21 protein-coding genes are annotated in these 25,595 nt (G+C 73.3%); 4 read left to right on the forward strand and 17 right to left on the reverse strand.

Translation table 11 applies throughout. The features are described from left to right. Positions 1–50 precede the first annotated feature (50 nt). The 5 genes from J3P41_RS06530 to pstC are packed head-to-tail and all read right to left on the reverse strand — an operon-like array spanning position 51 to position 7,498. The gene (locus J3P41_RS06530; protein WP_210649389.1) at positions 51–959 is read right to left on the reverse strand and encodes a sortase; all 909 of its coding nucleotides are present in this window, start codon (positions 957–959) and stop codon (positions 51–53) included. After that, positions 956–3,556 carry a hypothetical protein gene (locus J3P41_RS06535; RefSeq protein WP_210649390.1) on the reverse strand — a complete coding sequence of 867 codons (2,601 nt, stop codon included), beginning with the start codon at positions 3,554–3,556 and terminating at the stop codon, positions 956–958. Before J3P41_RS06535 ends, J3P41_RS06530 begins: the two co-directional genes overlap by 4 nt. After that, a complete protein-coding gene (locus J3P41_RS06540) occupies positions 3,553–5,271 on the reverse strand; it encodes a substrate-binding domain-containing protein (protein WP_210649391.1) in 1,719 nt (572 codons plus the stop codon). The genes J3P41_RS06535 and J3P41_RS06540 overlap by 4 nt, the downstream gene beginning before the upstream one ends. Further along, positions 5,271–6,485 (reverse strand): phosphate ABC transporter permease PstA, encoded by a 1,215-nt coding sequence (gene pstA, locus J3P41_RS06545; protein ID WP_210649392.1) that lies wholly within the window; start codon positions 6,483–6,485, stop codon positions 5,271–5,273. The genes J3P41_RS06540 and pstA overlap by 1 nt, the downstream gene beginning before the upstream one ends. Further along, a complete protein-coding gene (gene pstC, locus J3P41_RS06550; protein ID WP_307861852.1) occupies positions 6,482–7,498 on the reverse strand; it encodes a phosphate ABC transporter permease subunit PstC in 1,017 nt (338 codons plus the stop codon). Before pstC ends, pstA begins: the two co-directional genes overlap by 4 nt. Before the next feature lie 253 nt (positions 7,499–7,751). Here pstC and J3P41_RS06555 point away from each other — a divergent pair, with 253 nt between their 5' ends. After that, positions 7,752–9,077, forward strand: a complete 1,326-nt coding sequence (locus J3P41_RS06555) for a hypothetical protein (protein WP_210649393.1) — start codon at positions 7,752–7,754, stop codon at positions 9,075–9,077. Between the two features lie 101 nt (positions 9,078–9,178). Then, positions 9,179–10,270: a Glu/Leu/Phe/Val dehydrogenase gene (locus J3P41_RS06560; protein ID WP_210649394.1), complete on the forward strand. Its 1,092-nt coding sequence runs from the start codon at positions 9,179–9,181 to the stop codon at positions 10,268–10,270. 118 nt (positions 10,271–10,388) lie between these two features. Here the strand turns inward: J3P41_RS06560 and J3P41_RS06565 are convergent, their stop codons facing one another. From J3P41_RS06565 to J3P41_RS06610, 10 genes are all read right to left on the reverse strand, one after another. Further along, a complete protein-coding gene (locus tag J3P41_RS06565; protein WP_374192866.1) occupies positions 10,389–10,649 on the reverse strand; it encodes a DUF3073 domain-containing protein in 261 nt (86 codons plus the stop codon). A gap of 83 nt (positions 10,650–10,732) precedes the next feature. Beyond that, positions 10,733–11,821: a phosphoribosylformylglycinamidine cyclo-ligase gene (gene purM / locus J3P41_RS06570; RefSeq protein WP_210649395.1), complete on the reverse strand. Its 1,089-nt coding sequence runs from the start codon at positions 11,819–11,821 to the stop codon at positions 10,733–10,735. Positions 11,822–11,847: 26 nt separating this feature from the next. Next, positions 11,848–13,383, reverse strand: coding sequence for an amidophosphoribosyltransferase (gene purF / locus J3P41_RS06575; RefSeq protein ID WP_210649396.1), 1,536 nt, complete (start codon positions 13,381–13,383; stop codon positions 11,848–11,850). Between the two features lie 43 nt (positions 13,384–13,426). Next, a complete protein-coding gene (locus tag J3P41_RS06580; RefSeq protein WP_210649397.1) occupies positions 13,427–14,503 on the reverse strand; it encodes an NAD(P)H-binding protein in 1,077 nt (358 codons plus the stop codon). Further along, entirely contained in the window at positions 14,503–14,973 is a 471-nt protein-coding gene (locus J3P41_RS06585) for an SRPBCC domain-containing protein (RefSeq protein WP_210649398.1), read from the reverse strand. Before J3P41_RS06585 ends, J3P41_RS06580 begins: the two co-directional genes overlap by 1 nt. A 462-nt stretch (positions 14,974–15,435) precedes the next feature. After that, entirely contained in the window at positions 15,436–16,785 is a 1,350-nt protein-coding gene (locus J3P41_RS06590) for a dipeptidase (RefSeq protein ID WP_210649399.1), read from the reverse strand. 182 nt (positions 16,786–16,967) lie between these two features. Then, positions 16,968–17,777, reverse strand: coding sequence for a GNAT family N-acetyltransferase (locus tag J3P41_RS06595; protein WP_210649400.1), 810 nt, complete (start codon positions 17,775–17,777; stop codon positions 16,968–16,970). Beyond that, positions 17,774–18,106: a sterol carrier family protein gene (locus tag J3P41_RS06600; protein ID WP_210649401.1), complete on the reverse strand. Its 333-nt coding sequence runs from the start codon at positions 18,104–18,106 to the stop codon at positions 17,774–17,776. The genes J3P41_RS06595 and J3P41_RS06600 overlap by 4 nt, the downstream gene beginning before the upstream one ends. A 9-nt stretch (positions 18,107–18,115) precedes the next feature. Continuing rightward, positions 18,116–18,844: an alpha/beta hydrolase gene (locus J3P41_RS06605; protein ID WP_210649402.1), complete on the reverse strand. Its 729-nt coding sequence runs from the start codon at positions 18,842–18,844 to the stop codon at positions 18,116–18,118. A 10-nt stretch (positions 18,845–18,854) separates the two neighbouring features. After that, on the reverse strand, positions 18,855–19,814 hold the full coding sequence (locus J3P41_RS06610) for a YafY family protein (RefSeq protein WP_210649403.1): 960 nt from the start codon (positions 19,812–19,814) through the stop codon (positions 18,855–18,857). 62 nt (positions 19,815–19,876) lie between these two features. Between J3P41_RS06610 and J3P41_RS06615 the strand changes: the two genes are divergently transcribed. After that, positions 19,877–20,914 carry an ATP-binding cassette domain-containing protein gene (locus tag J3P41_RS06615; RefSeq protein ID WP_210649404.1) on the forward strand — a complete coding sequence of 346 codons (1,038 nt, stop codon included), beginning with the start codon at positions 19,877–19,879 and terminating at the stop codon, positions 20,912–20,914. Next, the gene (locus J3P41_RS06620) at positions 20,911–21,657 is read left to right on the forward strand and encodes an ABC transporter permease (RefSeq protein WP_210649405.1); all 747 of its coding nucleotides are present in this window, start codon (positions 20,911–20,913) and stop codon (positions 21,655–21,657) included. The genes J3P41_RS06615 and J3P41_RS06620 overlap by 4 nt, the downstream gene beginning before the upstream one ends. A gap of 448 nt (positions 21,658–22,105) precedes the next feature. On the opposite strand, the gene purL is transcribed toward J3P41_RS06620, so the two are convergent. Next, positions 22,106–24,388 (reverse strand): phosphoribosylformylglycinamidine synthase subunit PurL, encoded by a 2,283-nt coding sequence (gene purL, locus J3P41_RS06625; RefSeq protein WP_210649777.1) that lies wholly within the window; start codon positions 24,386–24,388, stop codon positions 22,106–22,108. Between the two features lie 57 nt (positions 24,389–24,445). After that, on the reverse strand, positions 24,446–25,594 hold the full coding sequence (locus tag J3P41_RS06630) for a hypothetical protein (RefSeq protein WP_210649406.1): 1,149 nt from the start codon (positions 25,592–25,594) through the stop codon (positions 24,446–24,448). Between the last annotated feature and the right edge of the window lies 1 nt (position 25,595).

Here is a 25,595-nt window from a genome sequence, read left to right on the forward strand (position 1 = left end):
CGTTGGGGTGGTGCGTCGGGTGTTCCTGGACGGGTGGAGCGGCACTTCGGTTACAGCAGGTTGGGCAGCAGGCGCATGACCACGTCCGTGGTGAGCCAGGCGACGGCGATCACGACCGGAGTCGCGACGACCCACACCAGGGCGGCTCCGAACCGCTGCCGGGCGGCGATGACGCCGAGCGTCAGCGCCAGGAGCAGTCCCAGGCACAGCGTCAGCAGCGGCATCACCGCTCCTGACTCCGTGCCCATCGCCTGCTCCGGATCAGGGACCACGGGGGGCAGGCCCGCGGGGGTGTCGAACGCCTCGTCCGCCTCGGCGTCGACGTAGACGACCTCGCCCGGCGACAGCGACGGCAGCCGGGAGCCGCCCGCCTCGCCGCTCACCAGCACGAGCCGCGCCGCGTCCTCCGGCCGGGGCTGCGGCAGCGGGTCACCGGCACGACGTACGCCGATCACCTCGAAGCGGGTGGCGCCCTGAGCGGTGACCACGTTGACCTGGTCGCCCGCCTCTAGCTCGCCGAGCCGCGCGAAGGGCGCGCCGTAGGTGCTCGCCCGGCCGAACACCGCGGACGTGCCCCGCTGGCCGGGGAGCACGGTGTTGCGCAGGTGTCCGGGACCGGTCAGCAGGTCGCCGGAAGCCGTGCCCTCGACCACCACCTGCTCGACGCCGATGTGCGGGATCGAGAGGGTGGCGACGGGCGTGCCGACCTCCGTCACCGGCCCGATCGGGGCGGTGCCGGCGGCGAGCTCGGCGCGGAAGTCCGCGTAGAGCGCGTCCTGGGCGCGGTCCTGGGCGAGACCGCCCAGGTAGAGCATCTGCGCGACCATCCACCCGGCGACCAGGCAGCACATCACCGACGTCGTCGACACCACCGACCAGACGTCGTCATTCCGGGCCGGAGGCGCGGGCCGGGGGGCCGCCGCGCGCGCCGCTGCCGGTCGCTCGGTGGTGACGGTCATGACCGCCTCCTGCGCAGGTGTCGCAGCCGGACGAGGTTGGCCGCGATGGCGCTGATGAGCGCCACGAGCACGAGCGTCGGCAGGACCCTCGCGGCAACGGGCGAGGAGACCTGCGTCGTGGGCGGCATCGTCACGAGCTCCTGCTCCGCGTCGTCGGCCTCGTCGCCCTTGTCGCCCTCGTCCTCGCCCTTGCCGTCGGCGTCCGCGTCGGCCTCCTCACCCGGGCCGTCGACCGGCGCGAGGACCTCGTCGGTCCCGTCGACCGCGCTGACGCTGGCGGGCCCGAGGTCGCCCCCGTCGGTGCCGGTCTGACTGCCGTCGCCGTCGCCGTCCGTCGACTCGTCGCCGGCGGTGCTCGCGCCCTCCTGCTCACCGATCGCCTCGGCGACGGCCTGAGCCTGCTTCCACAGCGGGGCGGTGACGCCGGTCTTCGTCAGCGGGACGTAGCCCGGGGGGAGCTGGCCGTTGCCGTACCCCTGCTTCTGGCCCTCGGTCGTGGCGACCTCGATGAACTGCCGGACCTTGTCGGCGTCCTCCTGCGGCAGGTTCGCCGTACGCGCCGCGGTGTAGACGATCATCGTGCCGGGGTAGGCGTCGGCCTTGACCAGGGCCGCCATGTCGAGCGTGAACGGCTTCTCACCGCTGCGGCTCGGCTCGGCCAGCCGCAGCGCCTTGACCAGACCGCCGGCCGTCGGGGCGACAAAGCCCTTGCGCGTCGCGAGGCTGGCCTGCTCCAGCCCGAGCCGCGCGGCGTCGCCCATGCTGACGACGCCCAGCATGAAGCGGGAGCCGACGCCCTGCCGGTCGACGCGGCCGATCTTCCAGGGGTCGGTGACCGTCGAGCGCTCGCACTTGGTCTGGACGTTGGGCCAGGCGTCGAGGATCGCCTCGGCGATCTTGCGGATCGACGGCACGGGCGCCGCGAGCTGGGTGAAGTACGGCGTCGGGTTCTGCTGGCGGCACTCGTCGTTGGTGACCGGGACGTAGTCGTCGAGCAGGGGCCACTCGGGCGTGGGCAGCTTGATCTTCTTGTAGCTCGGGTTGACCTTCATCCCCCACGGGTCCGGCTTGCCGTCGACCCAGGCCATGGCCGCCGCGTCCTGGGCGATGTAGGAGGTGAGGGCCTCGATGACGTCACTGGACTCCGAGAGCGACAGCAGGGTCGCCGCCGCTTCGCGGGTGATGGTGTCCAGCCCCGGGTTGAGCTTCTGGAACTCCGGGTCCAGGTTGATGCCGATCGGGTTGCTCTCCATGCCGGGGTGGCCACGGCCGAGCTCGCTGCCGAGGTAGGACTGCGTCATCAGCTTGGCGAGGAGCCGGGCGTTGAGCTTGAGCCCGGTGTACTCGCCGGCGTTGCCCGGCTTGTCGATGACGTACCCGATCGAGAAGCCCGTCACGGCGGTGGGGGCGTACGCCATCGGGTCCGAGCCCTTGACCTCGTGCTCGCCGGACACGAAGGCCGCTGCGCCGCCGCCGTTCTCGGCCAGCGCGAAGCCGGCCGCGTCGGCCATCTTGTTGTGCTGGAACTTGAACCGCTTCTTGTCCAGGCAGAAGCTCGGCGACCACTGGAGCGAGGCCTGGGACATCAGCTCGGAGCCGTAGAAGCCGGTCGGCGCGCGGGAGTCGAGGACGGTGCACGCATCCGGCGAGAGGCCGAAGGTGATCGGCACGGAGAACCGGTTGTTCCAGTTGGAGGGCGACCACCACAGCATCGGCGACGCGGTGAGGTCGACGCCCTGGTTGGAGTAGTTGCTCGCGCCCGGCTCGTACTGGCCGCCACGGTTGCAGGCGGCGTCGTCGTCCATGCAGCTGATGCCCTGGATCGGGATCACCACGATCGAGCAGGCGACCTTCTCGGAGCAGCCCAGCGACTCGTTCTCGACGTCGGAGCGCACCTCGAACTTCGCGTGACCGTTGCCCTCGAGGTCGGTGAACGCCGCCTGCTCGGCCGGCGGGAACGCCGCGCCGACTGCCGCCTCGGGCGCCATCGTCTCGGAGGTGCAGCTCGCGTAGACGGTCCCGTCGGCGGCGCGGAAGGGCGTGATGTGGGTCGAGAAGTTGGCGACGTCGTTGCACTCCGCGGGGATCGGCGCCAGGCCGTACTTCTGCGCCCGCTGCTCCTCCGTGGCCAGCTTGTCGTGACGCCACGCGGCCTCGGTGTCATCGGTGACCTGCGTGCGCTGGGCGCGCGAGGAGGTCCAGCACGTCTCGGGGGACAGCTGCTCGGCCGGCGGCAGGCTCGGGTCGTCGAGCCCGCGGCACTGGAGGATGACGACGGGGTACTCCTGCAGCAGGCCCTGCTCGCCGAACGGGCTCGACGAGCGACCGCCGGTGGGGTGGGCGCCGGTCCAGGAGATGTCGACGCGCTCGCGCCCGCGCAGCTCCGTGGTCCGGTCGACGGTCACGGTGACGTCGCGGGAGTCGATCTCGATCTCCTGGCCCTGCACCATGATGGTGCGGCTCAGGTGCTTGGTCTCGGTGTACGCCGGCTCGTCGCCCGGCGCCGCGACGGCGACCTCGACGGAGGCTCCCAGCGCCGGCAGGCCGACGGCCAGCGCCGCCGCTGCTGCCGCGAGGAGGCGCGCGCGCCGCCTCATCGGGCCGCGCCCCGGCGTCGTACGCCCCGGGCGATGAGCAGGCCCGGCACCAGGACCAGCGCGAGCAGCTCGACCGCCGCGAGGAGACCGAACGCGCGGCCGTCACCCGGCCGGTCGGCCGACAGCTCTGTCGGCGTCGCGTAGATCGGGTCGGTCGAGGTGGCGGCGCCGGTGCCCGCGGCGGTGGTGCCGCTGCCGGAGGTGCTGATGGTCTCGCCGGTGACCGGATCGATCTCGGTGGCCTCGGGGTCGCCACCTGCACCGCCGCCGCCTCCTCCGCCTCCTCCGCCGGACGGACCGTCACCCGTGGCGCCTCGGCCGTTGCCGGCGCCGGTCTGGTCCGCGTCGTCGCCGGTCGAGTCGGCGGGCTGCTCCCCGTCGGTCGAGGGCTCGCCGGTGCCGGTGTCCGTGCCGCACGGGCCCGCACCCACCTTGTCGCAGGCCGCCGGCTGCGGCGCGATCTGCGCGAGCTTGTTCTGCTTGAGGTCGCCCGCGACGAAGGTCGGGTTGTTGCACTTGGTCGCGTCGCGGTTGGTGATGTCGACCGCCGGGTCGGCGTCCTTGAGCCGGGCGAGCTGGGCGAAGCCGGCCTGCACGAGGTTCAGCGGCAGCGGCGAGTAGCCGTAGGGCCCCGCCTTGTCCTGTCCCTCGCACAGCGAGTAGTACATGAAGTCGCCGAGCGTCTGGCGCTTGGCGGTCGTCATCCGCTGGTCGTCCGCGCCGGTCGGGATGATCATGTAGCTGTACGACGACAGCGGGTAGGCCCGCGGGTCCGTGGCCGAGTAGACACCGTCGAGGATCTGCGTGAGGTACATCGGCGAGGACGGGTCCTCGTTGATCCGCGCCTTGGTGAGCGCGACGGCCACGTTGTACTGCGTCGGCTCGACGTAGTAGCCGCCCTCGTTGAGGACCTTGACGACCGGGTAGTCCTTGTTGAGCGGGTAGGCGTACTCGACGTAGCCGATCGTGCCGTTGCCGGCGAAGCCGGAGATCGTGTTCATCACCTGGTCCGACCCCGACTGGGCGAGCATCCGCCCCTTGCGCGGGTAGTACGAGGTGTAGCCGCTCTTGCCGAAGTAGGGCCGCCAGATGTCGGGGTGCTCGGCGTCCATCCAGGTGGTCAGCTGGGCCGTGGTGCCCGAGCCGTCGGAGCGCACGACCGGGGTGATGGCCAACTTGGGGAAGGCGCGGCCGTTGTTGTCCTCGGTGATCGCCGGGTCCGACCAGTCGGTGATCTGACCGGTGAAGATCTTGGTCAGCGTCTCCCCCGACAGCCGCAGGTTGCGCACCAGCTCGTTGCCGATCTTGAGCTGGTAGGTGAAGGCGGTGCCGCCCGCGACGATGGGCAGGTAGGCGAACTCGCGCCCGTTGCTGTTGTCGGCGTTGCCGAACTCGTCCACGCCCGGGTAGGGGATCTCGGAGATGCCGAAGTCGGTGACGTTCTGCGCGAAGTTCTTGCGCCCCTGCGAGGAGCCGCCGCCGTTGTAGGTGACCTTCATGCCGAGCGCGTCGACGTCGGAGATCCACTGCTGCACGATCACCTCCGACCACGTGGAGCCCGAGCCCTCGATCTGGGCGTACGCCGCCCGGGGCTGGAGGTTGCCGAAGCCGCTGTCGTCCGGTCCGTCGGCCTGGGCAGCGGCGGAGAGTCCCGACAGGGACACGAGGACGAGCGCGCCGAGTGCGGCGGCGAGGCGTACGGTTCGAGCGGTCATCAGGACTCCTCAGAGACTCCGCGCGCCCGGCGAGGCGTACGGCGGGACGTGCGGCGAGAGGCGCGTGCCGGGCGGGCGACGAGGCGCGCCACGACGAACAGGGCCAGGACGAGGACGAGCAGGACGGTCGCGGCGGCGAACGCGCGCTCGATCATCTGCGGCTCCGGGCTGCGAGCGCCCGTGAAGATGTAGAGCGGGAGCGAGTTCATGACCCCGTCGGTCGGGTCGGTGACGAAGAAGCTGGCCGCACCGGAGGTGAGCAGCACGGGCGAGGTCTCGCCGACCCCGCGCGCGACGCCGAGGATGAGCGCGGTCGCGAGCCCGGGACGGGCGGTCGGCAGGACGACGTGCCACACGGTGCGCCACCGGCTGGCGCCGAGGGCCAGGCTCGCTTCGCGGAGGCCGCCCGGGACGACGCGCAGCACCACGTCGGCCGCGCGGGCGATGATCGGCAGCATCATCACCGACAGCGCCATCGCCGCGGCGAACCCGGAGCGGGGGAACCCGAGCGCGACGATCAGCACCGTGTAGATGAACAGTCCGGCCACGATCGAGGGCAGCGCGGTCATCGCCTCGACGATGGTGCGCACGACGACCGCGAACCGGCCGCCGACCTCGGTCATGAAGACGGCCGTCCCGATGCCGAGCGGGAGGGTGATGGCGATCGCGATCCCCAGCTCGATCACCGAGCCGAGGATGGCGTGGCCGATGCCGCCACGGTCGAACGCGTCGCGCGGACCGACGCCGGCCATGTCGTCGACGAAGAAGTTGAGGTGCAGCAGCGGCTCCCAGCCCCGGAACACCACGAACACCACGGTGCTCACCAGGGCGGCGCCCACCACGAGCGCGCCGGAGGTCACCACGCCGCTCACCACCCGGTCCACCACGTCGACCCGGCGCCCGGTCATGGACGTCGTCACCGCGCTGAGGAGGAGCCCGGTCGCGAACCACGTGACGAGGAGCCAGGCGGGTCCGCCCAGCGGCAGCAGCCGCTGGGTGATGACCCAGGCGAGCGCGAGGGCGGCCACCCAGGCGCCGACGGCCGCGAACCGCTCCTCCGCCGTCGGCTTGCCGAGGCTGGCGCGCGGGACGGGCGGCGGGGCGTCGAGGTCGCGCTGCGGCAGGTACGTCGAGGGAGCGCGGGTCCCCGGAGCCGGGCCCGTCGGAGGCGGGTCCAGGGGCGCCGTCGGCGCCGTCTCGCGGATCGTGCTCATGCGTCGGTCCCCGCTCCGGAGCGGCTGCGCGAGACGATCATCGCGGCGAGCGTGTTGACGACGAGGGTGATGAGGAAGAGCACGAACCCCGCCGTCAGCAGCGCCGAGAGCTGGGCCGCGCTGGCGTCGCCGAAGCGGCCGGCGATGAGGGCGCTCACCGAGCTGGTGCCGACCTCGAGGATGCGGGGCTTGATGACGAAGTCGGGCGAGATGATCAGCAGCACGGCGATCGTCTCGCCGAGGGCGCGGCCCAGGCCGAGCATCGTGCCGCCGATGATGCCGCCGCGGCCGAAGGGCAGCACGACGGAGCGGATCATGCCCCAGCGGGTGGCGCCGAGCGCGAGGGCCGCCTCCTTCTCCCCGGGCGGGGTCTGGGAGAACACCTGGCGCATGACCGCGCACGACATCGGCAGCACCATCATGGCCACGGCGATGCCGGCGCAGAACGCGCTGCCGATGTAGCGCGACTGGTCCCACACCGCCGCGTCCGGGTCGGCGTCGACCGCGAAGATCGGGATCCACCCCAGGTGCTGGTGCAGCCAGAGGCTGAACGCCGCCGCGTGGGGCATGACCAGGAAGTAGCCCCACATCCCGTAGATGATCGAGGGGATCGCGGCCATGAGGTCGACGAGCGAGACCAGGGTCGGCTTGATCGAGGGCGGGGCGTACTCGCTGATGTAGAGCGCGGTCAGCAGCGCCAGGGGGAACGCGAAGGCCATGGCCACGCCGGCCACCGACACGGTGCCCACCAGCACCGCGCCGATGCCGAGCACGTCCGCCTCGGGCTGCCACGCGCTCTCGGTGAAGAAGCTCCAGCCGTAGCGCTGCAGCGTGGGCACCGACTGCCAGGCGAGGAAGGCGCCGATGCCGCCGGTCACGACCAGCACGGTCGCCCCGACCGTGCGGGCGCCGAGCTCGAAGACGCGGTCGGCGCCGGTGGCGCGTCGGGCCAGCCGGCGCGGAGCCGGTGGTTCCGGTGGCAGGACGTGGTCCTGGACGGGGAGTGTGGTCACGACGATCTTTCGCACGGTCCCGAGAGGACTGCTGACGGATGCCACGCCCCGACGCGACCTCGTGCCGGCTGGTGAGCGTCGTCAGTGTTGGGACCCTGGTGGAACGCCGACGCCGTCCCAGGTGAACGACCGGCCAACGCTTGCCCCTCGACCGCGGAACGACCTACGCGCCCTGGTCCGGATGGGCCAGGGAGCGCGCAGGGGGCATGGCCCGGTCGGGTGGTCGGGGTGGAGGGTCGGGGAGGATGGCCGGGTGCTCCCCCGCTTCGAGGTCGTCCGCCGGTCGCGTCCGGTCGACCTCGTCGCGCCGCACTCCGTGCGCGTCGACGCCGCCTCGGGTGGCGTCGTGCCGATGGCGTCCGCCGCGCCGTACGTCGCCGCGACGACCGACGTGCGCGGCGACGCCGCGCTCGCCCTGCACCTGTCCGGGCACCGCCTCGGCGCCTCGGTGGAGGACGGCTCGGTCTCCCTGCGCGTCACCGGTCCCGTCGGCGCCCGGGAGCTGCGGAGCCGTCGGTTCCACCGCGCCGACGCTCCCACCCAGCTCGGGATCACCTTGACCGGGACGCACCTGACCGCGTGGAGCCGCGAGCACGGCGAGTGGGTGGCCCGGTCGCGGCACGACCTGCGCGACGCGGTGGACACGCGGGACGAGGCCGCGCTCGCGGACCTCCGCGTCGAGCTGCCGGAGGGGGGTGGGCTGGCTGGCGGCTTCGGCCAGCTCGGGCTGCGCGACGTCCGCTTCGTCACCGAGGACGACGGACGGCCGCTGCGCGACGGCGCGGCGCTGTGGCTGAGCGCCACCTCCGCCGGGCCGGGGTTCTTCGACACCGCCCACACCAGCGTCTGGAGGTGGGACCCGACCAGCCTCGACCTGACCCACTCCGCGGACCTGTTCTTCCGTCGCCCCGACCGGCCGGGAGTGTTCGGCGACCACGCGGTCCACGTGGTCCGCGTCGACGGCCGCTGGCTGGTGGCGACGAGCACGTGGGGGGACTTCGAGGCTCCCACGACCCGCGCGGGTCGCCGTACGCCGGCCGGCTTGCGCGTCACGCTGGCCGAGACCGGCGCGGACCTCCTGCGCGGGACGCACGTGCTGGACACCCGCGAGCTGCCCCTGCCCACCGACGGCCTGGACTCCATCGCCACCTGGGACCCGCACCTGGTGCGGCGCGACGGCGAGTGGCTGGTCGGCTTCGTGAGCGCCCGCCGGTTCTTCGACTTCCACCCCGCGGTGGCCGGCGGCCCCACCCTCGACGACCTGCGCCTGCTCGGCGCCGCGGCTGACCGGCGGGCGACCGAGGGCACCACGCTGGTCCAGGTGGACGGCGGGACGCTGGTGCTCGCCAGCGACGGGCGCGACTCCCGGCGCGGCCAGCGCGCCCGGTTCCCCGTGTTCGACCTGACGATGGCCGACGTCGGGGTGCTCGACGCCCCCTACCCCACCAACCTCCCGTGGCCGTCGGTCGCGCACGTCGACGGGACCTGGCTGCTGGCGACCTTCAACGGCCGGACCGCCGGCGGGGGGCTGCTGGGCTACGGCACCCACGGCGACCTCGTGGTGATGCGCGAGCGGTGATCGCGCGGGTCTACCCTGAGCGTGACGGCGGTCACCACCCCTCGACCGCGCTGACCAGGCCCGCACACCCCGCGGCCATCCATCGGGAAAGGACCCATCACATGTCTGGAGCCACCAGCTCGGGAGTCGACGTCTTCGAGCTCGGCAGCGAGCACGAACAGGTCGTCTTCTGCAACGACCGGGCGAGCGGCCTCAGGGCCATCGTCGCCATCCACTCCACGGCGCTGGGCCCGGGACTGGGCGGGACGCGGTTCTATCCCTACGCGAGCACCGACGACGCGGTCACCGACGTCCTCAACCTCTCGCGCGGGATGTCGTACAAGAACGCCCTCGCCGGGCTCGACCTCGGCGGCGGCAAGGCCGTCATCATCGGTGATCCGGCCGAGCTCAAGACCGAGGCGCTGCTGCGGGCCTACGGCCGCTTCGTCCAGTCGCTCAACGGCCGCTACTTCACCGCCTGCGACGTCGGCACCTTCCCCGAGGACATGGACCACGTGGCGCGCGAGTGCGACTACGTCACCGGTCGCACCGTCGCGCACGGCGGGGCGGGCGACAGCTCCGTGCTGACGGCGTACGGCACGTTCCAAGGCATGCGCGCGGCCGCGGAGCAGGTCTGGGGCGAGCCGACGCTGGGCGGCCGCACCGTCGGCGTCGCCGGCGTCGGCAAGGTGGGACGCCACCTGGTCCGGCACCTGCTCGAGGACGGCGCGACCGTCGTGGTGACCGACGTCCACCGACCGGCCGTGGACCGCGTCCGCGACGAGCACCCGCAGGTGCGGGTCGTCGAGTCGACCGAGGCGCTGGTCGCCTCCGAGCTCGACGTCTACGCGCCCTGCGCCCTCGGCGGCGCGCTCAGCGACGAGGTCGTCGACACGCTGTCGGCGGTGATCGTGTGCGGCGCGGCCAACAACCAGCTCGCGCACCCGGGCGTCGAGAAGCAGCTGGAGGAGCGCGGGATCCTCTACGCCCCCGACTACTGCGTGAACTCCGGCGGCGTCATCCAGGTCGCCGACGAGCTCGAAGGCTTCTCCTTCGAGCGCGCCCAGCAGCGCGCCACCGGCATCTTCCACACGACCCGCCGGGTCTTCGAGCTGGCCAAGTCGGAGTCGGTGCCGCCCGCGGTCGCCGCCGACCGACTCGCCGAGCGCCGGATGCGCGAGGTCGGCCGCCTGCGCGGCATCCACCTGCGCTGACCGCGCTCGGCACCGCACCACCCGCTGCACCACGCCGGCCGGGCGCTCCACGAGGAAGCGCCCGGTCGGTGCGTACGCACGCCGGTGGACCCGGTCACCCGGGCGGTGGTGCGATCAGTCAGTCTGCGCGCCGACGAGGATCGGCGTAGTCCGACCACTCGTCGTCGTCCGGCTCGACCTCACTCGTGGAGTGATGGTCCTCGCCGTGCAGCTCTTTCGCCAACGCGCCGAAGTCCGTCTCGTGAGTCCGGTACTTCAGGTCGCGGGCGACCTTCGTCTGCTTCGCCTTCGCTCGGCCGCGCCCCATAGGGTCGACCCCCTCGCACACTTGGCCGGGGCTGCCGAGGAGAACCCCGACGCGCCCGGTCTGATCGGTCACATATCGTGAGCCCAACGCTACCTGAGGGCTGGGTGTTCCCGCACACCGCGGGGCGCATTTCGCGCCGCGAGCACGAAATAACGTCACCAGCCGGGGTGCTGGCCCTCCAGGACCACGCGTCCGCCGTGCGCGTCGTCCGCCCGCGTCTCGCCGGCCACCCAGGCCCGTACGCCGTGCCCGGCGAGCACCGCGATCGCGGTGTCCACGTCCTCCGGCGCGGTGAGCGCGACCATGCCGACGCCGCAGTTGAGGGTCGCCTCGAGGTCGGCCTGCGACACGTCGCCGACCCGGCGGACCACGTCGAAGACCGGCTGCGGCGTCCACGTCGAGCGGTCGATGCGCACCGACAGCTCCTCGGGCAGCACCCGCTCGAGGTTGGCGGCGAGCCCGCCACCGGTGACGTGCGACATCGCGTGGGTCTCGGTGCGCGCGGCGAGGTCGAGGCAGGCCTTGGCGTAGATGCGGGTCGGCTCGAGCAGCTCCTCGCCGAGGGTGCGGCCGAAGTCGTCGACCTGGCGGTCCACGGTCCAGCCGGCCTTCTCGAGCAGGACGTGGCGCACCAGCGAGTAGCCGTTGGAGTGCAGGCCGCTGGCCTCCATCGCGATCACCACGTCGCCGGGACGCACGCGTCCGGGGCCGAGGAGCCTGCTGGCCTCGACCACGCCGGTGGTCGCGCCCGCGACGTCGTAGTCGTCGGGGTCCAGCAGCCCCGGGTGCTCGGCCGTCTCCCCGCCGATCAGCGCACAGCCGGCGACCACGCACGCCTCGGCGATGCCCTTGACGATGGCCGCGATGCGCTCCGGCACGACGCGGCCGCAGGCGATGTAGTCGGTCATGAAGAGCGGCTCCGCGCCGCAGACGACGAGGTCGTCGACGACCATGCCCACCAGGTCGAAGCCGATGGAGTCGTGCACGTCCATCAGCTGCGCGATCGCGACCTTGGTGCCGACGCCGTCGGTGGAGGTGGCCAGCAGCGGACGCTCGTAGCGCGTCAGTGCCGAGGCGTCGAAGAGCCCGGCGAAGCCGCCGAGGCCGCCGATCATCTCGGGACGCCGAGCCTTCTCGACCCAGCCCTTCATCAGGTCGATCGCGCGGTCGGCCGCCTCGATCGAGACCCCCGCGGCGGCGTACGCCCCCTCCTGCGGCTGGGCACTGTCAGTCGGCTCGGTCACGTGTCTCCTCGGCGGCCGGGTGCGGGTCAGGGGTTGTTGAGGACCGGCAGCGCCCGGCCCATCGTCGGCGACTGCAGCGTCGCCTCGAGCAGGTGCTTGCCGAGCAGGCTCTCGTCCGGCAGCTTGATGGGGTACTCGCCGGTGAAGCACGCCTGGCACAGGCGCTCGGCCGGCTGGTCCGTGGCCTCGATCATGCCCTCGAGCGAGATGTAGCCGAGGCTGTCGGCACCGACGCTGGCGGCGATCTCGTCGACGTCCAGACCGTTGGCGATGAGCTCGGCGCGGGTGGCGAAGTCGATGCCGTAGAAGCACGGCCACTTGACCGGCGGGCTCGAGATGCGCACGTGCACCTCGAGGGCGCCGGCCTCGCGGAGCATCCGCACCTGCGCGCGCTGGGTGTTGCCGCGCACGATCGAGTCGTCGACGACGACGACGCGCTTGCCCCGGATCATGTGCTCGAGGGCGTTGAGCTTGAGCCGGATCCCGAGCTGTCGCAGGGTCTGGCTCGGCTGGATGAACGTGCGCCCGACGTAGGCGTTCTTGACGAAGCCCTGGCCGAAGGGGATGCCCGACTCCGCGGCGTACCCGGACGCGGCGGGCGTGCCGGACTCCGGCACCGGCATCACGAGGTCGGCCTCGACCGGGAACTCGCGGGCCAGCCGGCGGCCCATCTCCACCCGGGCCTCATGGACGTTGCGCCCGCTGATGGTGGCGTCGGGGCGGGCGAGGTAGACGTACTCGAACACGCAGCCCTTGCGCTCGGGCTCGGCGAACTTGTGCGAGCGCAGGCCGTTCTCGTCGATGACGATCATCTCGCCGGGCTCGACCTCACGCACGACGCTCGCGCCGATCGTCGCGAGCGCGGCGTCCTCGCTGGCGACGACCCAGCCGCGCTCGAGTCGGCCGAGGACCAGCGGGCGGATGCCCTGGGGGTCGCGGGCGGCGTACAGGGTGTCCTCGTTCATCCACACGAAGCAGAACGCGCCGCGCAGCTGCGGCAGCACCTCGAGCGCGCGCTGCTCCAGCGACGTGTCGGGGTGGTGGGCCAGCAGCGCGGTGACCAGGCTGGTGTCGTTGGTCGCCTCGACGCCCTTGATGTCGAGCTCGCCGGCGGGGCCGGGCAGCTCGGCGACCTTCTCGCGCAGCTCGTGGGTGTTGATGAGGTTGCCGTTGTGCCCCAGGGCGATGGAGCCGTCGCCGGTGGGGCGGAACGTCGGCTGCGCGTTGTGCCACGTCGAGGCGCCGGTCGTGGAGTAGCGCGAGTGGCCGATCGCGAGGTGGCCGCGCAGCGAGTCGAGGGTGGACTCGTCGAACACCTGCGAGACGAGACCCATGTCCTTGTAGACGAGGATCTGCCGCCCGTTGCTGACCGCGATGCCCGCGGACTCCTGGCCGCGGTGCTGCAGGGCGTAGAGCCCGAAGTACGTCAGCTTGGCGACGTCCTCGCCGGGAGCCCAGACGCCGAAGACACCGCACGCGTCCTGCGGGCCCTGGTCGTGGGGGTCGATCGCCGTGGTGAGACGGCCGTCGCCGCCCTTCCGCTTGCTCGTCGGCTGGGGCACGCACCCGAGTCTACGGGGGAATGGCTCCAGAGCCGCACCGACGTCAGAAGTCGGGAAGGAGCGACCGCACGCGATGCAGCGCCAGCCGGGCGGCGGCCCGGCCCGCGGCGGGAAGCGGTACGACGTCGAGCAGCGGGTGGCTGCGCGTCCAGCCGGGGTCCGACGGCAGCGCGCCCTCGGGACCGGCGTACGCCGGCGTGAGCGCGCGCCGGACGGCCTCGTCGAGCCCGAGCGTCGGGCGGCCGTCGCGCGGGGCCCACGTGTGCGCGGGGCGGCACACCATGTCGTGGCGCAGGGACTCGACCAGGGCGGTGACCGTGTGGAAGGGGGCGGTCGTCACCAGCGCCGTCGCCAGGCCGACGAGGCCGGTCGGCGCGACCGGCGCGGGCAGCCGTACGCGGGTCAGGCCCGCCTCGGCGCCGCAGGCCCGCAGGAGGTCGGGATAGGCGACGACGTCGGGTCCGCCGACGTCGACGGCACCGCGCAGGTCCTCGTCGTGCAGCGCCTCGCCGATGGCCCGGAGCACGTCGGAGATCGCCACGGGCTGCACCGAGCTCTGCATCCACAGCGGCACCGGCTGCACGAGGAACAGCGTGGCCACCTGGCGGACGATCTCGAACGAGGTCGACCCGGCACCGATCACCACCCCGGCCCGCAGCGCCACGGCGCCCCGGGCGGCCCCGTCGGCGGCCCCGTCGGCGGCCCCGTCGAACGCCGCGAGCAGGATGCGCTCCACCTCGAGGCGCGAGGCGATGTGGGCCGACAGCTCGGACTCGGCGACGTCGGGCACCAGGCCCGAGAGGTAGACGAGGCGGCGTACGTCGCTCTGCGCGACGGCGGCTGCCACCGCCGCCGCGCCGAGCCGATCGCGGTCGGGGAAGTCGGCGCGATCGAGCGAGTGCACGAGGTAGACCACCGCGTCGACGCCGGCCAGCGCCGCGGCGACCGCCCGCTCGTCGGTGACGTCGCAGCGGATCGCACGCACGCGCTCGTCCCAGCCGAACCGGTCCGGATCGGGCACCGACGACGACGCGGCAACGACGTCGTACCCCTGCTCGAGGAGGTACGGCACCAGCCGCGATCCGACGTAGCCCGTCGCGCCGAGGACCAGGACCCGCATCAGGACGCCTCGCCCAGGTGCTTGAGGAGGTTGCGAGAGAAGACCGCGCCCATGTGCTGGACGACCCGCGCCATCACCCGCTCGACGGCCGGCCTGGCCATGCCGGGCAGCGGGAGGTTGCAGGATATCTGCAGGTCGATGCTGACGTCGGTGCCGCCGCCGGGGTGGTCGGCGAGCCGGTAGGTGCCCATCACGGCGGTCGTCTCGTCGGGTCGCTCGGGGTCGTGGGTGAACACGATCCGGTCCATCGGCTCGAGCTGCATGACCTCGGTGAAGGTCGGCGCCACCTGGATGCCGAGCACCGGGATCGTCCCCATCCGCCACGTCCACCGGTCGCCGTCGACGTCGATGCTGGTGACGTAGGGCGTGAGCCGCGCGATGAGGTCGGCGTCGGTCAGCGCGGCCCACACCTCGCTCCGCGGCGAGCGGAGCACCGCCGCGGAGCGGTCGCGCGCCCTGAAGGTCGACATGGCCGCCACGCTACCGAGCGCGCCTTGGGGCCGCGGCGGGGCGGTGAGTGAGCCACATTCCGTGGGCTCGTGATGTGGGTGAGCCACCGCTCGCCCGGTGCGGCGCGCTTGTCGCCGGGTGGCGGTGAGTGAAGCACATCTCGTCGGTTGCTGATGTGGCTGAGCCACCGCTCGCCCGGCGCGCGCCCGCGTCGCCCGGGGTGGCGGTGAGTGAGCCACATTCCGTCGGTTGCTGATGTGGCTGAACCACCGCCCGCTCGGCGCGCGGAGCTTGTCGCCGGGGTAGCGGTGAGTGAGCCACATTCCGTCGGTTGCTGATGTGGGTGGGCCACCGCTCGCTCGGCGCGCGCCCTTGTCGCCGGGGTGGCGGTGAGCCAGCCACATCCCGAGGCCTCCCGATGTGGCTCAGCCACCGCCCACCCGACGCGCGGGGCTGCGGGGCTGCTCCCCGCGCTCGCGCGATCAGCCCCGCGGCAGCTCGCCCAGGTTGCGCAGCAGGAGCGCCTCGGCCTTGACGACCCGCTCGAACTCGGCGAGGTGCAGGCCCTCGTTGGCGCCGTGGGCGCGGGTGTCGGGGTCCTCGACGCCGGTGACCAGCACGCTGGCCTGCGGGAACGCGTCGAGGAACTCGGCGATGAACGGGATCGAGCCGCCGACGCCCATGTCGACCGGCGCGGTGCCGTCCCACGCTTCGGCGAACGCGGCGCGCGCGGCGTCGTACGCCGGCCCGGTCGCGTCGATCTGCGTCGCCTCGCCGGTGTCGACGACCGTCGTGGTGAGCGTGGCGCCCCACGGCGTGTGCTTCTCGAGGTGCGCCTGCAGGCGCTCGACGGCGTTGGCGGTCGTGTCACCGGGCGCGATACGCATGCTGACGCGGCAGCGCGCGGCCGGGACGAGCGTGTTGGAGGCGCCCTCGACCTTCGGTGCGTCGAAGCCGGTGATGCTGATCGACGGCTTGGTCCACAGGCGCTCGACGACGGGACCTTCGCCAATCCACTGCACGCCCTCGGTCGCGCCGGACTCGGCGCGCAGCCGGGCCTCGGGGTACTCGACGTCGGCGGCCGGACCGGAGTGCAGGCCCTCGACCGCGACGTTGCCGGCGTCGTCGACGAGGCTCGCGACCAGTCGGCTCAACGTGAGGATGGCGTCGGGCACCAGGCCGCCCCACATGCCACTGTGCACCGCGTGGGTGAGGGTGCGGACCTCGACGTCCATCCGCACCAGGCCGCGCAGGCTGGTGGTGAGCGCCGGCTCGCCGATGTCCCAGTTGCCGGAGTCGGCGATCACGATGACGTCGGCGGCCAGCCGCTCCTTGTGAGCGGTGAGCAGGTCGACGAGGGTGTCGGAGCCGACCTCCTCCTCCCCCTCGATGAACATCACGAGGTTGACCGGCAGGTCGTCGCCGAAGATGCGGACGGCGCCGAGGTGGGCGGCGATGCCCGCCTTGTCGTCGGCTGCGCCCCGGCCGTAGAGGCGGTCCCCGCGCTCAGTGGGCTCCCACGGCGGGGAGTCCCAGTCGGCGTGGTCGTTCTCCGGCTGGACGTCGTGGTGGGCGTAGAGCAGCACGGTCGGCGCGCCCTCCGGGCCGGCCTTGCGCGCGATGACGGCCGGTGGCGCGCCGTCGTGGGCGCGCACGATCTCGGCGTCGAAACCCTCGGCGGCGAACAGGTCGCGCGTGACCTCGGCGCTGCGCTCCACCTCGCCGGCGCGGGCAGGGTCGGCGGAGACGGACTGGATGCGGACCAGGTCCTCGAGGTCGCGGCGGATGCCGGGCATGACCTCGGCGAGACGAGCGGCGATGTCGACAGTCATGGCCGCCACCCTAGGAGCAGGTGCGCTGGCGCGGCGAGGTGGGATCGCGGGAGAGGGGCGGTACGCCGGCGGGGATCCCCGGACACCCGGGGAAAGTCGAGCTTCACCCCCGAAACTTCAGCGGGTAAGCGCAAGTTTCACCGGCTAGCCGGGGATCGCGACACGGGCTGCCGCCCCCGGCCTCAGCGCCCGTCAGGCGAGGCCCACGCGCCGCTGCGCTTCTCCATCATCAGCTGGCGCTCCGCGTCGGCGAACCCCAGCCCGCGGTAGAGGCCGATCGCCTCGCCGTCGGTGTCGGCGACGATCACGAGGGTGCGTACGCCGAGGTGGTCGAGGGCGTGCCGGCCGGCGGCGTGCACCACCGCGGCGGCGAGACCCCGGCGGCGGTGCTCGGGGTGGGTCTCCACGCTCTGGAAGCGGGCCACTCCCTCCTCGGTGACGAAGATGCCCGCGGTCGAGACGAGCGCACCGTCGACGAAGGCGCCGAAGCGCCGACCCCGGCCGTCGTCCACGAGCCGCCGCTCCTGGACGTTCTTGCGCCGGGCGAAGGCCAGGAACGCCTCCTCGGGGGTCTCCGGGTAGAGCTGTCGGCTGAGCAGGGCACGGGCCTCCCAGTCGGCGTCGCCGTCGAGGGGTCGGACCTCCGCCTCGACCTCGCGCGGCGCCCGCAGCGAGGAGGCGGTGAGGACGGTGGCGACGTCGACGGTGAGGCCGGCCGCCTCGAACGCCGCCCGCGCCTCGTCGGTGAGGTCGGCGGTGTCGATGCCGATGCTGACGTGGTCGGCGGTCGGGAACTCGGTGTGGAACGCGCCCACCACCTCGCGCTCGCCGCCCGGCACCGGCGGCTGCGCGAGCAGGAAGAAGTTGCCCCAGAAGTAGGTCGGGTTGTCCGGCGAGCGGACCACCAGGTGCGTGCCGCGGTCCTCGACGACGCTGCCGGTGGCGGTCAGCAGCGCCAGGTCGGTGCGGAAGCCGAGGGAAGTGACGTTCATGGGGCGGAGGTTAGCGGCAGGTACGGCGTGAGGTCCGTCCGCTCTCCGCTGGCGACCACGGCGCCCGAGCCGAGCGCCTCGGCCCAGGTCGTACGCCCCGTCGCCAAGGCGAGCCACGTCTCGGCGTCGGTCTCCACGACGGCCGGCGGCGTGCCGCGGGTGTGGCGTACGCCAGGGACGACCTGGACGGCGGCGAAGGGCGGCACCCGGACCTCCACCGAGCGACCGGGGGCACGCTCCTCCAGGACGGCGAGGTAGTGCTTGACCAGCGCCCGGGTGTCGGCGCTCGCGAGCTGCTCGGGGGTCAGGACCTTGAGGCGGGCGGGCACCCCTCGAACCTAGGCGATCGAGTCCAGCACCTCGACGCAGGCCGCCCAGGCAGCACTCGCGGGGTCGATCACGGCGAAGTGCCCGCCGCTCACCTCGACCAGCGTGACCTGCCCGCCTGCCGCGGTGGCGACGTCGACGTACGTCGCGGCCTGCTCGAAGGGGACGGTGTCGTCGTCGCGCGCGTGCACCGCCCACACGGGCACGTCGAGCGGCGCCTGGGCGAGCGGGTCGGCCAGGTCGTACGCCGCCTCGTCCGCGTCGCCGAGGAACGCGGCGGCGGCGCCGGACCCGAGGTCCTCGCGGACGGCCGCCCGGAGGTCGAGCACCCCGGCCTGGCTCACCACGTGCGTGACGCTCGGGCCGCCCGCCCACCGCTCGAACCGTCCGCGCGCAGCCGCCCAGGTGGCCAGGTGCCCGCCGGCCGAGTGGCCGAGGGTGACGACCGGTCCGGCCGCCCGCGCGGCGGCCGCGCCGATGGCGGCGTGCACGTCGTCCAGCGTCTGCGGGAAGCCGCCGCCGATGCCGACCCGGCGGTACTCGACGTTGGCCGCCGTCCACCCGCGCGCGGCCAGGTCCTCGGCCAGGGGGGCGCCGAGGTCGGCGCCGTACTGCGCCTTCCAGAACCCGCCGTGGATCACGACGACGAGGCCCCGGGGCGTGCCCTCGGGCTGGTGGACGTCGACCCACCGGTTGGGGTCGTCGCCGTAGGTGATCCGCTCCGGCTGCAGACGCGACATGCCCGCGAGCCTAGGCCGTGGCCGGGACGCTCCGGGAGAACCGTGCCCCGACCTCAGCGACTCGCTCGGCCAGCTCGGGCGGTGATTCGACGGTGAAGTCGGCCCCCGACCCGGCCAGCACCATCACCGGCCAGTCCAGGTCGTCGACGTTCATCTCCAGCACGCAGCCGGCGCCGTCGGGCGTGACCGTGCCCCACCGTCCCACCTGGGCGGCGAGGGTGTCGGCGGGCATCGCCAACCGCACGCGTACGGCGTGGCGTTGGGGCATCCGCCGGATGCCCTGGCGGACGAAGGCGAGCGCGTCCTCCGCGGGCAGCTCGCGCGCGCGGAACCGCTGGCCGGTCGGCTCCGGGGCGGAGATCCGGTCGAGCCGGAAGCTGCGCCAGTCTGTCCGGTCGCGGTCCCAGGCGACGAGGTACCAGCGCCGACCGAGGGACACCAGCCGCAGGGGCTCCACCCGACGGTGGGTCACCTCGGCCTCGCGGGCGGCGTAGTCGAAGGTCACCAGCTCGCTGTCGCGGCACGCCTGCGCGAGCGTGGTGAGCACCGCGGCGTCGACCACCGGCGCTCCCTCCCACGGCCCCGGCGACTCGGTCTGCGAGGCGACCGCGTCCATCTGGCGGCGCAGCCGCGGCGGCATCAGTGACAGCACCTTGGACAGCGCCTGCACGGACCAGTCGTCCATCCCGGCGACCGAGCCGGCGGCCGCCGAGCGGAGGCCGACCGCAACTGCCACGGCCTCCTCGTCCTCGAGGAGCAGCGGCGGCAGGGAACCGCCTGCGCGCAGCTGGTAGCCGCCGGCGGCGCCGCGCACCGCGTCGACCTGGTAGCCGAGCTCGCGCAGCCGGTCCACGTCGCGGCGAAGCGTCCGCGGACTGACCTCCAACCGCTGCGACAGCTCCGGTCCCGGCCAGTAGCGGTGGCTCTGGAGCAGGGACAACAGCCTCAGCATCCGCTCGCTCGTGCTCATGCACTCAAATTAGTGGCCCAAGCGGTCAGAACCTGACCGCTTGGCTGCCTAACGTCGTCAGCATGACCTACCACCGCAAAGAGCGAACCGGACCGGCGATCGTGACCCGTGGCCTGACCCGCCACTTCACCTCGCGCAAGCAGACCGTCGAGGCCGTCCAGGGCCTCGACCTCGAGATCGGGCAGGGCGAGCTCGTCGCCTTCCTGGGACCCAACGGAGCAGGCAAGTCCACGACGCTGCGCATGCTCACCACCCTCATCCCGCCCACGTCCGGCTCGGCGAGCGTCGCCGGGTTCGACGTGGTCACCGCTCAGCGCGACGTCCGCCGGGCCATCGGCTTCGTCGGCCAGGGCAACGGCGCCGGGCACCGGCAGCTCGGCCGCGACGAGCTGGTCAGCCAGGGGCGCGCGTACGGCCTGTCCCGCAGAGAGGCGCGGCGCCGCGCCGCCGAGCTGGTCGACGACCTGGACCTCGGCGCGGTCGCCGACCGCAAGGTGTCCTCCCTGTCCGGCGGCCAGCGCCGCCGCCTCGACATCGCGATGGGCCTCGTGCACCTACCCCGCGTGCTGTTCCTCGACGAGCCCTCGACCGGGCTCGACCCGCAGAACCGGGCCAACCTCCAGGAGCTCCTCCGCCGCCTGCACGCAGAGAGCGGCAGCACCGTCGTGCTGACCACGCACTACCTCGAGGAGGCCGACGCGCTCGCCGGGCGCGTGATCGTGGTCGACCACGGTCGGGTGATCGCCGACGACTCGGCCGCGCGGCTCAAGAGCGGGCTGGGCGACCTCATCCGGCTCGGTTTCGACGACGCGGCCGCAGTCGCGCGCGCGGCCGCCCGGCTGGAGCGGATCCCGGACTCGCGGGTCGAGATCTCCGATGACGCCGTGGACCTCCGGGTCAAGGACGGCTCGACGATGGTGGGCGAACTGCTCGTCGACCTCACCGCGGACGGCGTACCTCCGGCACGGGTCGAGGTGACCCGGCCGACGCTGGACGACGTCTTCCTCGACCTCACCGGCCGCAGCCTGCGCGAGACGCAGCAGGCCAGCTCCCCCGACTCCCAGCAGACCACCCCGATCGAGAGCGAGGTCGCCGCATGAGCACCTTCCTGACCGACACCGTCAACGTGATGAACCGCGAGCTCAAGCCCGTGTGGCGCGAGCCGATGGCGGTGGTCTTCGCGATGATCCAGCCGCTGGTCTTCCTCGGCCTCTTCGCCCCACTGCTACCCGAGATGGCCGACGGCTCCGCGCTCCAGTGGTTCGTGCCCGGGATCGTGGCCATGACCGCCCTGATGGGCGCGTCGTTCACCGGCGCCAACCTCATGGAGGAGATGCAGTCGGGCTCCCACGAGCGCCAGCTGGTCTCCCCGCTGGGCCGCCCGGCCCTGCTCGTCGGCCGAGCGCTCAAGGAGGTGGTGCCGATGCTCATGCAGGTCGCGATCATCGTCGCGGTCGTGACGCCGTTCAGCTTCGACCTCCACCTCGGCGGCGTCCTGGTGGCGGCGCTCGTCCTGTCGGTGTTCAGCGTCGGCGTCGGGGCGCTGTCCTTCGCGCTGGCGCTCGCCTCGAAGGGGCAGGACTGGATGTTCTGGACGGTCCAGCAGACCCTGCTGTTCCCCGCCCTGCTGACCGCCGGGGTGCTGCTGCCGATGGACGGCGCGCCGCGCTGGCTCGAGGTCCTCTCCGCCCTCAACCCGATGACGTACGTCGTCGACGCGGTCCGCGCCCTCTTCGCCGGCACCTACCCGGCGGAGGTCGTCGCCCAGGGCGTCGCGGGCGCGGCCGTCGTCGCCGTGCTCGGCCTCGCGGTCGGCGTACGGGCGATGCGCCGCTCGAGCTGACGGCCGCTGGGTCTCCGGCCCTGGGTCGGCGTCCCGGGGTCGGCGTCCCGGGGTCGGCGTCCTGGGTCGGCGTCCTGGGGGGCGGCGGCCTGGGGGGGCGGCGTCCTGGGGTCGGCGTCTTGGGGTCGGCGTCCTGGGACTGGGGCCGGCGGCCCGGGGTATCTAGGGACGAAATGGTAGGTCGGACAGCCGTCTTGCCTACCGGATCGTCCCTAGATACCCCGGTCCTGTCGGGTGGGGCCGGTCGGGCGGACCCAGGTCGGTCGGGGTCGGGTACCTAGGGACGAAATGGTCGGTCGGACAGCCGTCTTGCCTACCAAATCGTCCCTAGATACCCCGGTCCGGTCGGGGCCGGTCGGGGCCGGTCGGGTCGGGGTCGGTCGGGGCCGGTCGGGGCCGGTCGGGCCGGGGCCGGTCGGGCCGGGGCGGCCGGGTCGAGAGGACGCGCTCAGGCGTCGAGCACGGCCGGCAGCGTGGCCCGCCAGGCCCGCTTGGCCTCGGCGACCGGAAGGTCGAAGAGTCCCTCGACCGCGACGACGTCGCCGCCGGTGCGACCGATCGGCGTGATCGGTACGCCGTGCCGCGAGGCCAGCGCGACCAGCGCGGCGGCCTGGGCGTCGGTCGTCGTCACCAGGGCGCGCGCGGTGGACTCGGAGAACAGCGCGACGAACGGGTCGTCGAACACCTCCGACAGCGAGACCGAGACGCCGATGTCGTGCCGGAACGCCGATTCGGCGAGCGCCTGGGCCAGCCCGCCGTCGGCAAGGTCGTGGGCGCTGGTCACGACACCGTCGCGCGCCGCGTCCTGCAGCAGCGAGGCGAGCGCCTGCTCGGCGGCGAGGTCGACCCGCGGCGGCAGACCGCCCAGGTGGGAGTGCACGACGTGCGCCCACTCCGATCCGGACAGCTCCTCGCGGGTCTCGCCGAGCAGGAACACCTCCTCGCCCGCGGCGACGAAACCGGTCTGGGTGCGCCGGGTGACGTCGTCGATGACGCCGAGGACCGCCACGACGGGGGTCGGCAGGATGGCCGTCTCGCCGGTCTGGTTGTAGAGGCTGACGTTGCCGCCGGTGACCGGGATCCCGAGCTCGAGGCAGGCGTCCTTGAGGCCGCGGCAGGCCTCGGCGAACTGCCACATCACGGCGGGGTCCTCCGGCGAGCCGAAGTTGAGGCAGTCGGAGACCGCCAACGGCCGCGCGCCACCCGTCGCGACGTTGCGGAACGACTCCGCCAGCGCGAGCTGGGCGCCGGCGTAGGGGTCGAGCCGCGCGAAGCGGCCGTTGCAGTCGGTGGCCACCGAGACGCCGAGGTTGGTCTCGGCGTCGACGCGCACCATGCCGGAGTCCGAGGGCTGGGCGAGGACCGTGTTGCCCTGCACGTAGCGGTCGTACTGGTCGGTGATCCACGACTTGTCGCAGAGGTTGGGACTGGCCACCAGGCGCAGCACCGTCTCGCGCAGCTCGGCGCCCGACGAGGGCCGCGGCAGCACCTCGGCCCGGTCGGCCTGGAGCGCGTCCTGCCAGTCGGGGCGGGCGTACGGGCGCTGGTACGTCGGCCCGTCGTGCGCCACCGAGCGCGGCGGTACGTCGACCACGCGCTCGCCGTGCCAGTCGATGTGCAGCCGGCCGGTGTCGGTCACCTCGCCGATCACCACGGCCTCGACGTCCCACTTCGCACAGATCGCCAGGAAGGCGTCGACGTCGGCGGGCTCGACGACCGCCATCATCCGCTCCTGCGACTCGCTCATGAGGATCTCCTCCGGGGCGAGCGTGGAGTCGCGCAGCGGCACCCGGTCGAGCTCGACGTGCATGCCGCCGTCGCCGGCCGAGGCCAGCTCGGAGGTGGCGCACGAGAGCCCGGCGCCGCCGAGGTCCTGGATGCCGGCGATCACGCCGGCGGCGAAGAGCTCGAGGGTGCACTCGATGAGGAGCTTCTCCATGAACGGGTCGCCGACCTGCACGCTCGGCCGCTTCGCGGGGCCGTCGGCGTCGAAGGTCTCGCTGGCCAGCACCGAGACTCCGCCGATGCCGTCGCCGCCGGTGCGAGCGCCGTAGAGCACGACCTGGTTGCCGACCCCGGAGGCCTTGGCCAGGTGGAGGTCCTCGTGGCGCAGCACCCCGACGCAGAGCGCGTTGACGAGCGGGTTGCCGGCGTACGTCTCGTCGAAGACGGCCTCGCCGCCGATGTTGGGCAGACCGAGGCAGTTGCCGTAGCCGCCGACGCCGGCGACGATCCCGGGCAGCACGCGGGCGGTGTCCGGCGCGTCGAGCGGGCCGAAGCGCAGCGGGTCCATCACCGCGACCGGCCGCGCGCCCATGGCGAGGATGTCGCGGACGATGCCGCCGACGCCGGTCGCCGCGCCCTGGTAGGGCTCGACGAACGACGGGTGGTTGTGGCTCTCGACCTTGAACGTCACCGCGTAGCCCTGGCCGATGTCGAGGACCCCGGCGTTCTCGCCGATGCCGGCGAGCATCGGGCCGACCGGGGTCTCCTGCGGGATCTCGCCGAACTGCTTGAGGTGCACCTTCGTCGACTTGTACGAGCAGTGCTCGCTCCACATCACCGAGTACATGGCCAGCTCCGAGCTCGTCGGACGCCGGCCGAGGATCTCGCGGATCCGGGCGTACTCGTCGGCCTTGAGGCCCAGCTCGGCCCACGGCTGCTCGCGCTCGGCGTCGATGGCGGCGTGGGCGACCGTGTCGAGGGTGCCGGTGGCGCCGGAGGTGGTCAGGCCGGGGCCCTGGGGGGAGGTGGACTGCGGGGCGCTCGTCTCGGGCACGGGCCCAATCTACCGGCGCGGCCCCTCGGGCTCCTCGCCGGGCGCATAGTGGACGACGGTGATGCCGGCACGACGACGGGCGTCCTTGCCGGCACGCCCCTCGCCGCCGCGCCCCGCGGCGCGCTCGGACTCGCGCTCAGCCCTGCGCGCCGCCCGCTCGGCGCGCTTCTCCTCGAGCGCGGCCCGCTTCGCCTCCTTCTCCGCCTGCTTGGCGGCCTCCTCCTCGCGTGCCAGCCGAGCGGCCCGCGCGGCATCGTCCTCAGCCCCCTCCAGCCTGGGGACGGCCAGGCGGCCCGACCCGCCGCGACCGCCAGGCATGCCGCGCGACATCGCACCCGCACGGGCACCCATGGCACCGGCGCCCATCGCGCCGATGGGCGGCACCGCGCCGGAGGGACGCGCCGCGGCGGCGGCGCGGCTCAGCCTCCCGCTCGCCGCGGTGGCGGCGATCGACGCGACGGGTGTCAGCGCGGCCGCGGAAAGGCCGGGCAGCGCCGGCACCGACACCGCGGCGGGCGCCGCGAGCGGCGGGAGCGCACCCACCCCGACCTGCGGCGTGCCCGGCACGGAGGTGGAGGCGGCCGGCACGATGCCGACACCCGACTCCTCAGCACCCGGCACGAGACCGCTCGGGACAGCGCGACCTGTGAGCGTCGTGAGCTCGGTGCGGACCGTGACGAGCTCGGCGCGCGCCGACCGCAGCCGGGCACTCTCCTGGTCGAGCGACAGCGCCAGCCGGCGGCGGATCTCCTCGACCTCCTGCTGGCCCTGGGCGACCTTCCCGCGCTCGTCGTCCGCCGCGGCGTGGAACACGAGGTGGCGCGACTCGCCGACCACCTCGTGGGGGACCATCGCGACCTTGGTCCACGCCTGGTCGAGCTCCTTCTGCGTGGAGATCAGGATCGCGCTGATCGCACGCAGGCAACCGGCGACCAGGGCGGCCTGCGTGGTGAACCTGTCGAGCTGGGCCAGCACCTCGCGCCGGTGCTCCTCGTAGCGCTCGGCCGCCGCCGCGTCCCAGCCCTCGGTGGCGCGCCGCGCGGCGTCCACGATCTCGTCGCCGCGGCGCGACATCTGGGTCGCGACCTCCTCCCAGCGCGTCGCCGCGACCTCGAGCGGGGCGACGTCGGCTCGCAGCTCCCACGGGTTGGCCGGCACG

The sequence above is a fragment of the Nocardioides sp. SYSU D00065 genome (assembly GCF_017916425.1).
Taxonomy (GTDB): domain Bacteria; phylum Actinomycetota; class Actinomycetes; order Propionibacteriales; family Nocardioidaceae; genus Nocardioides.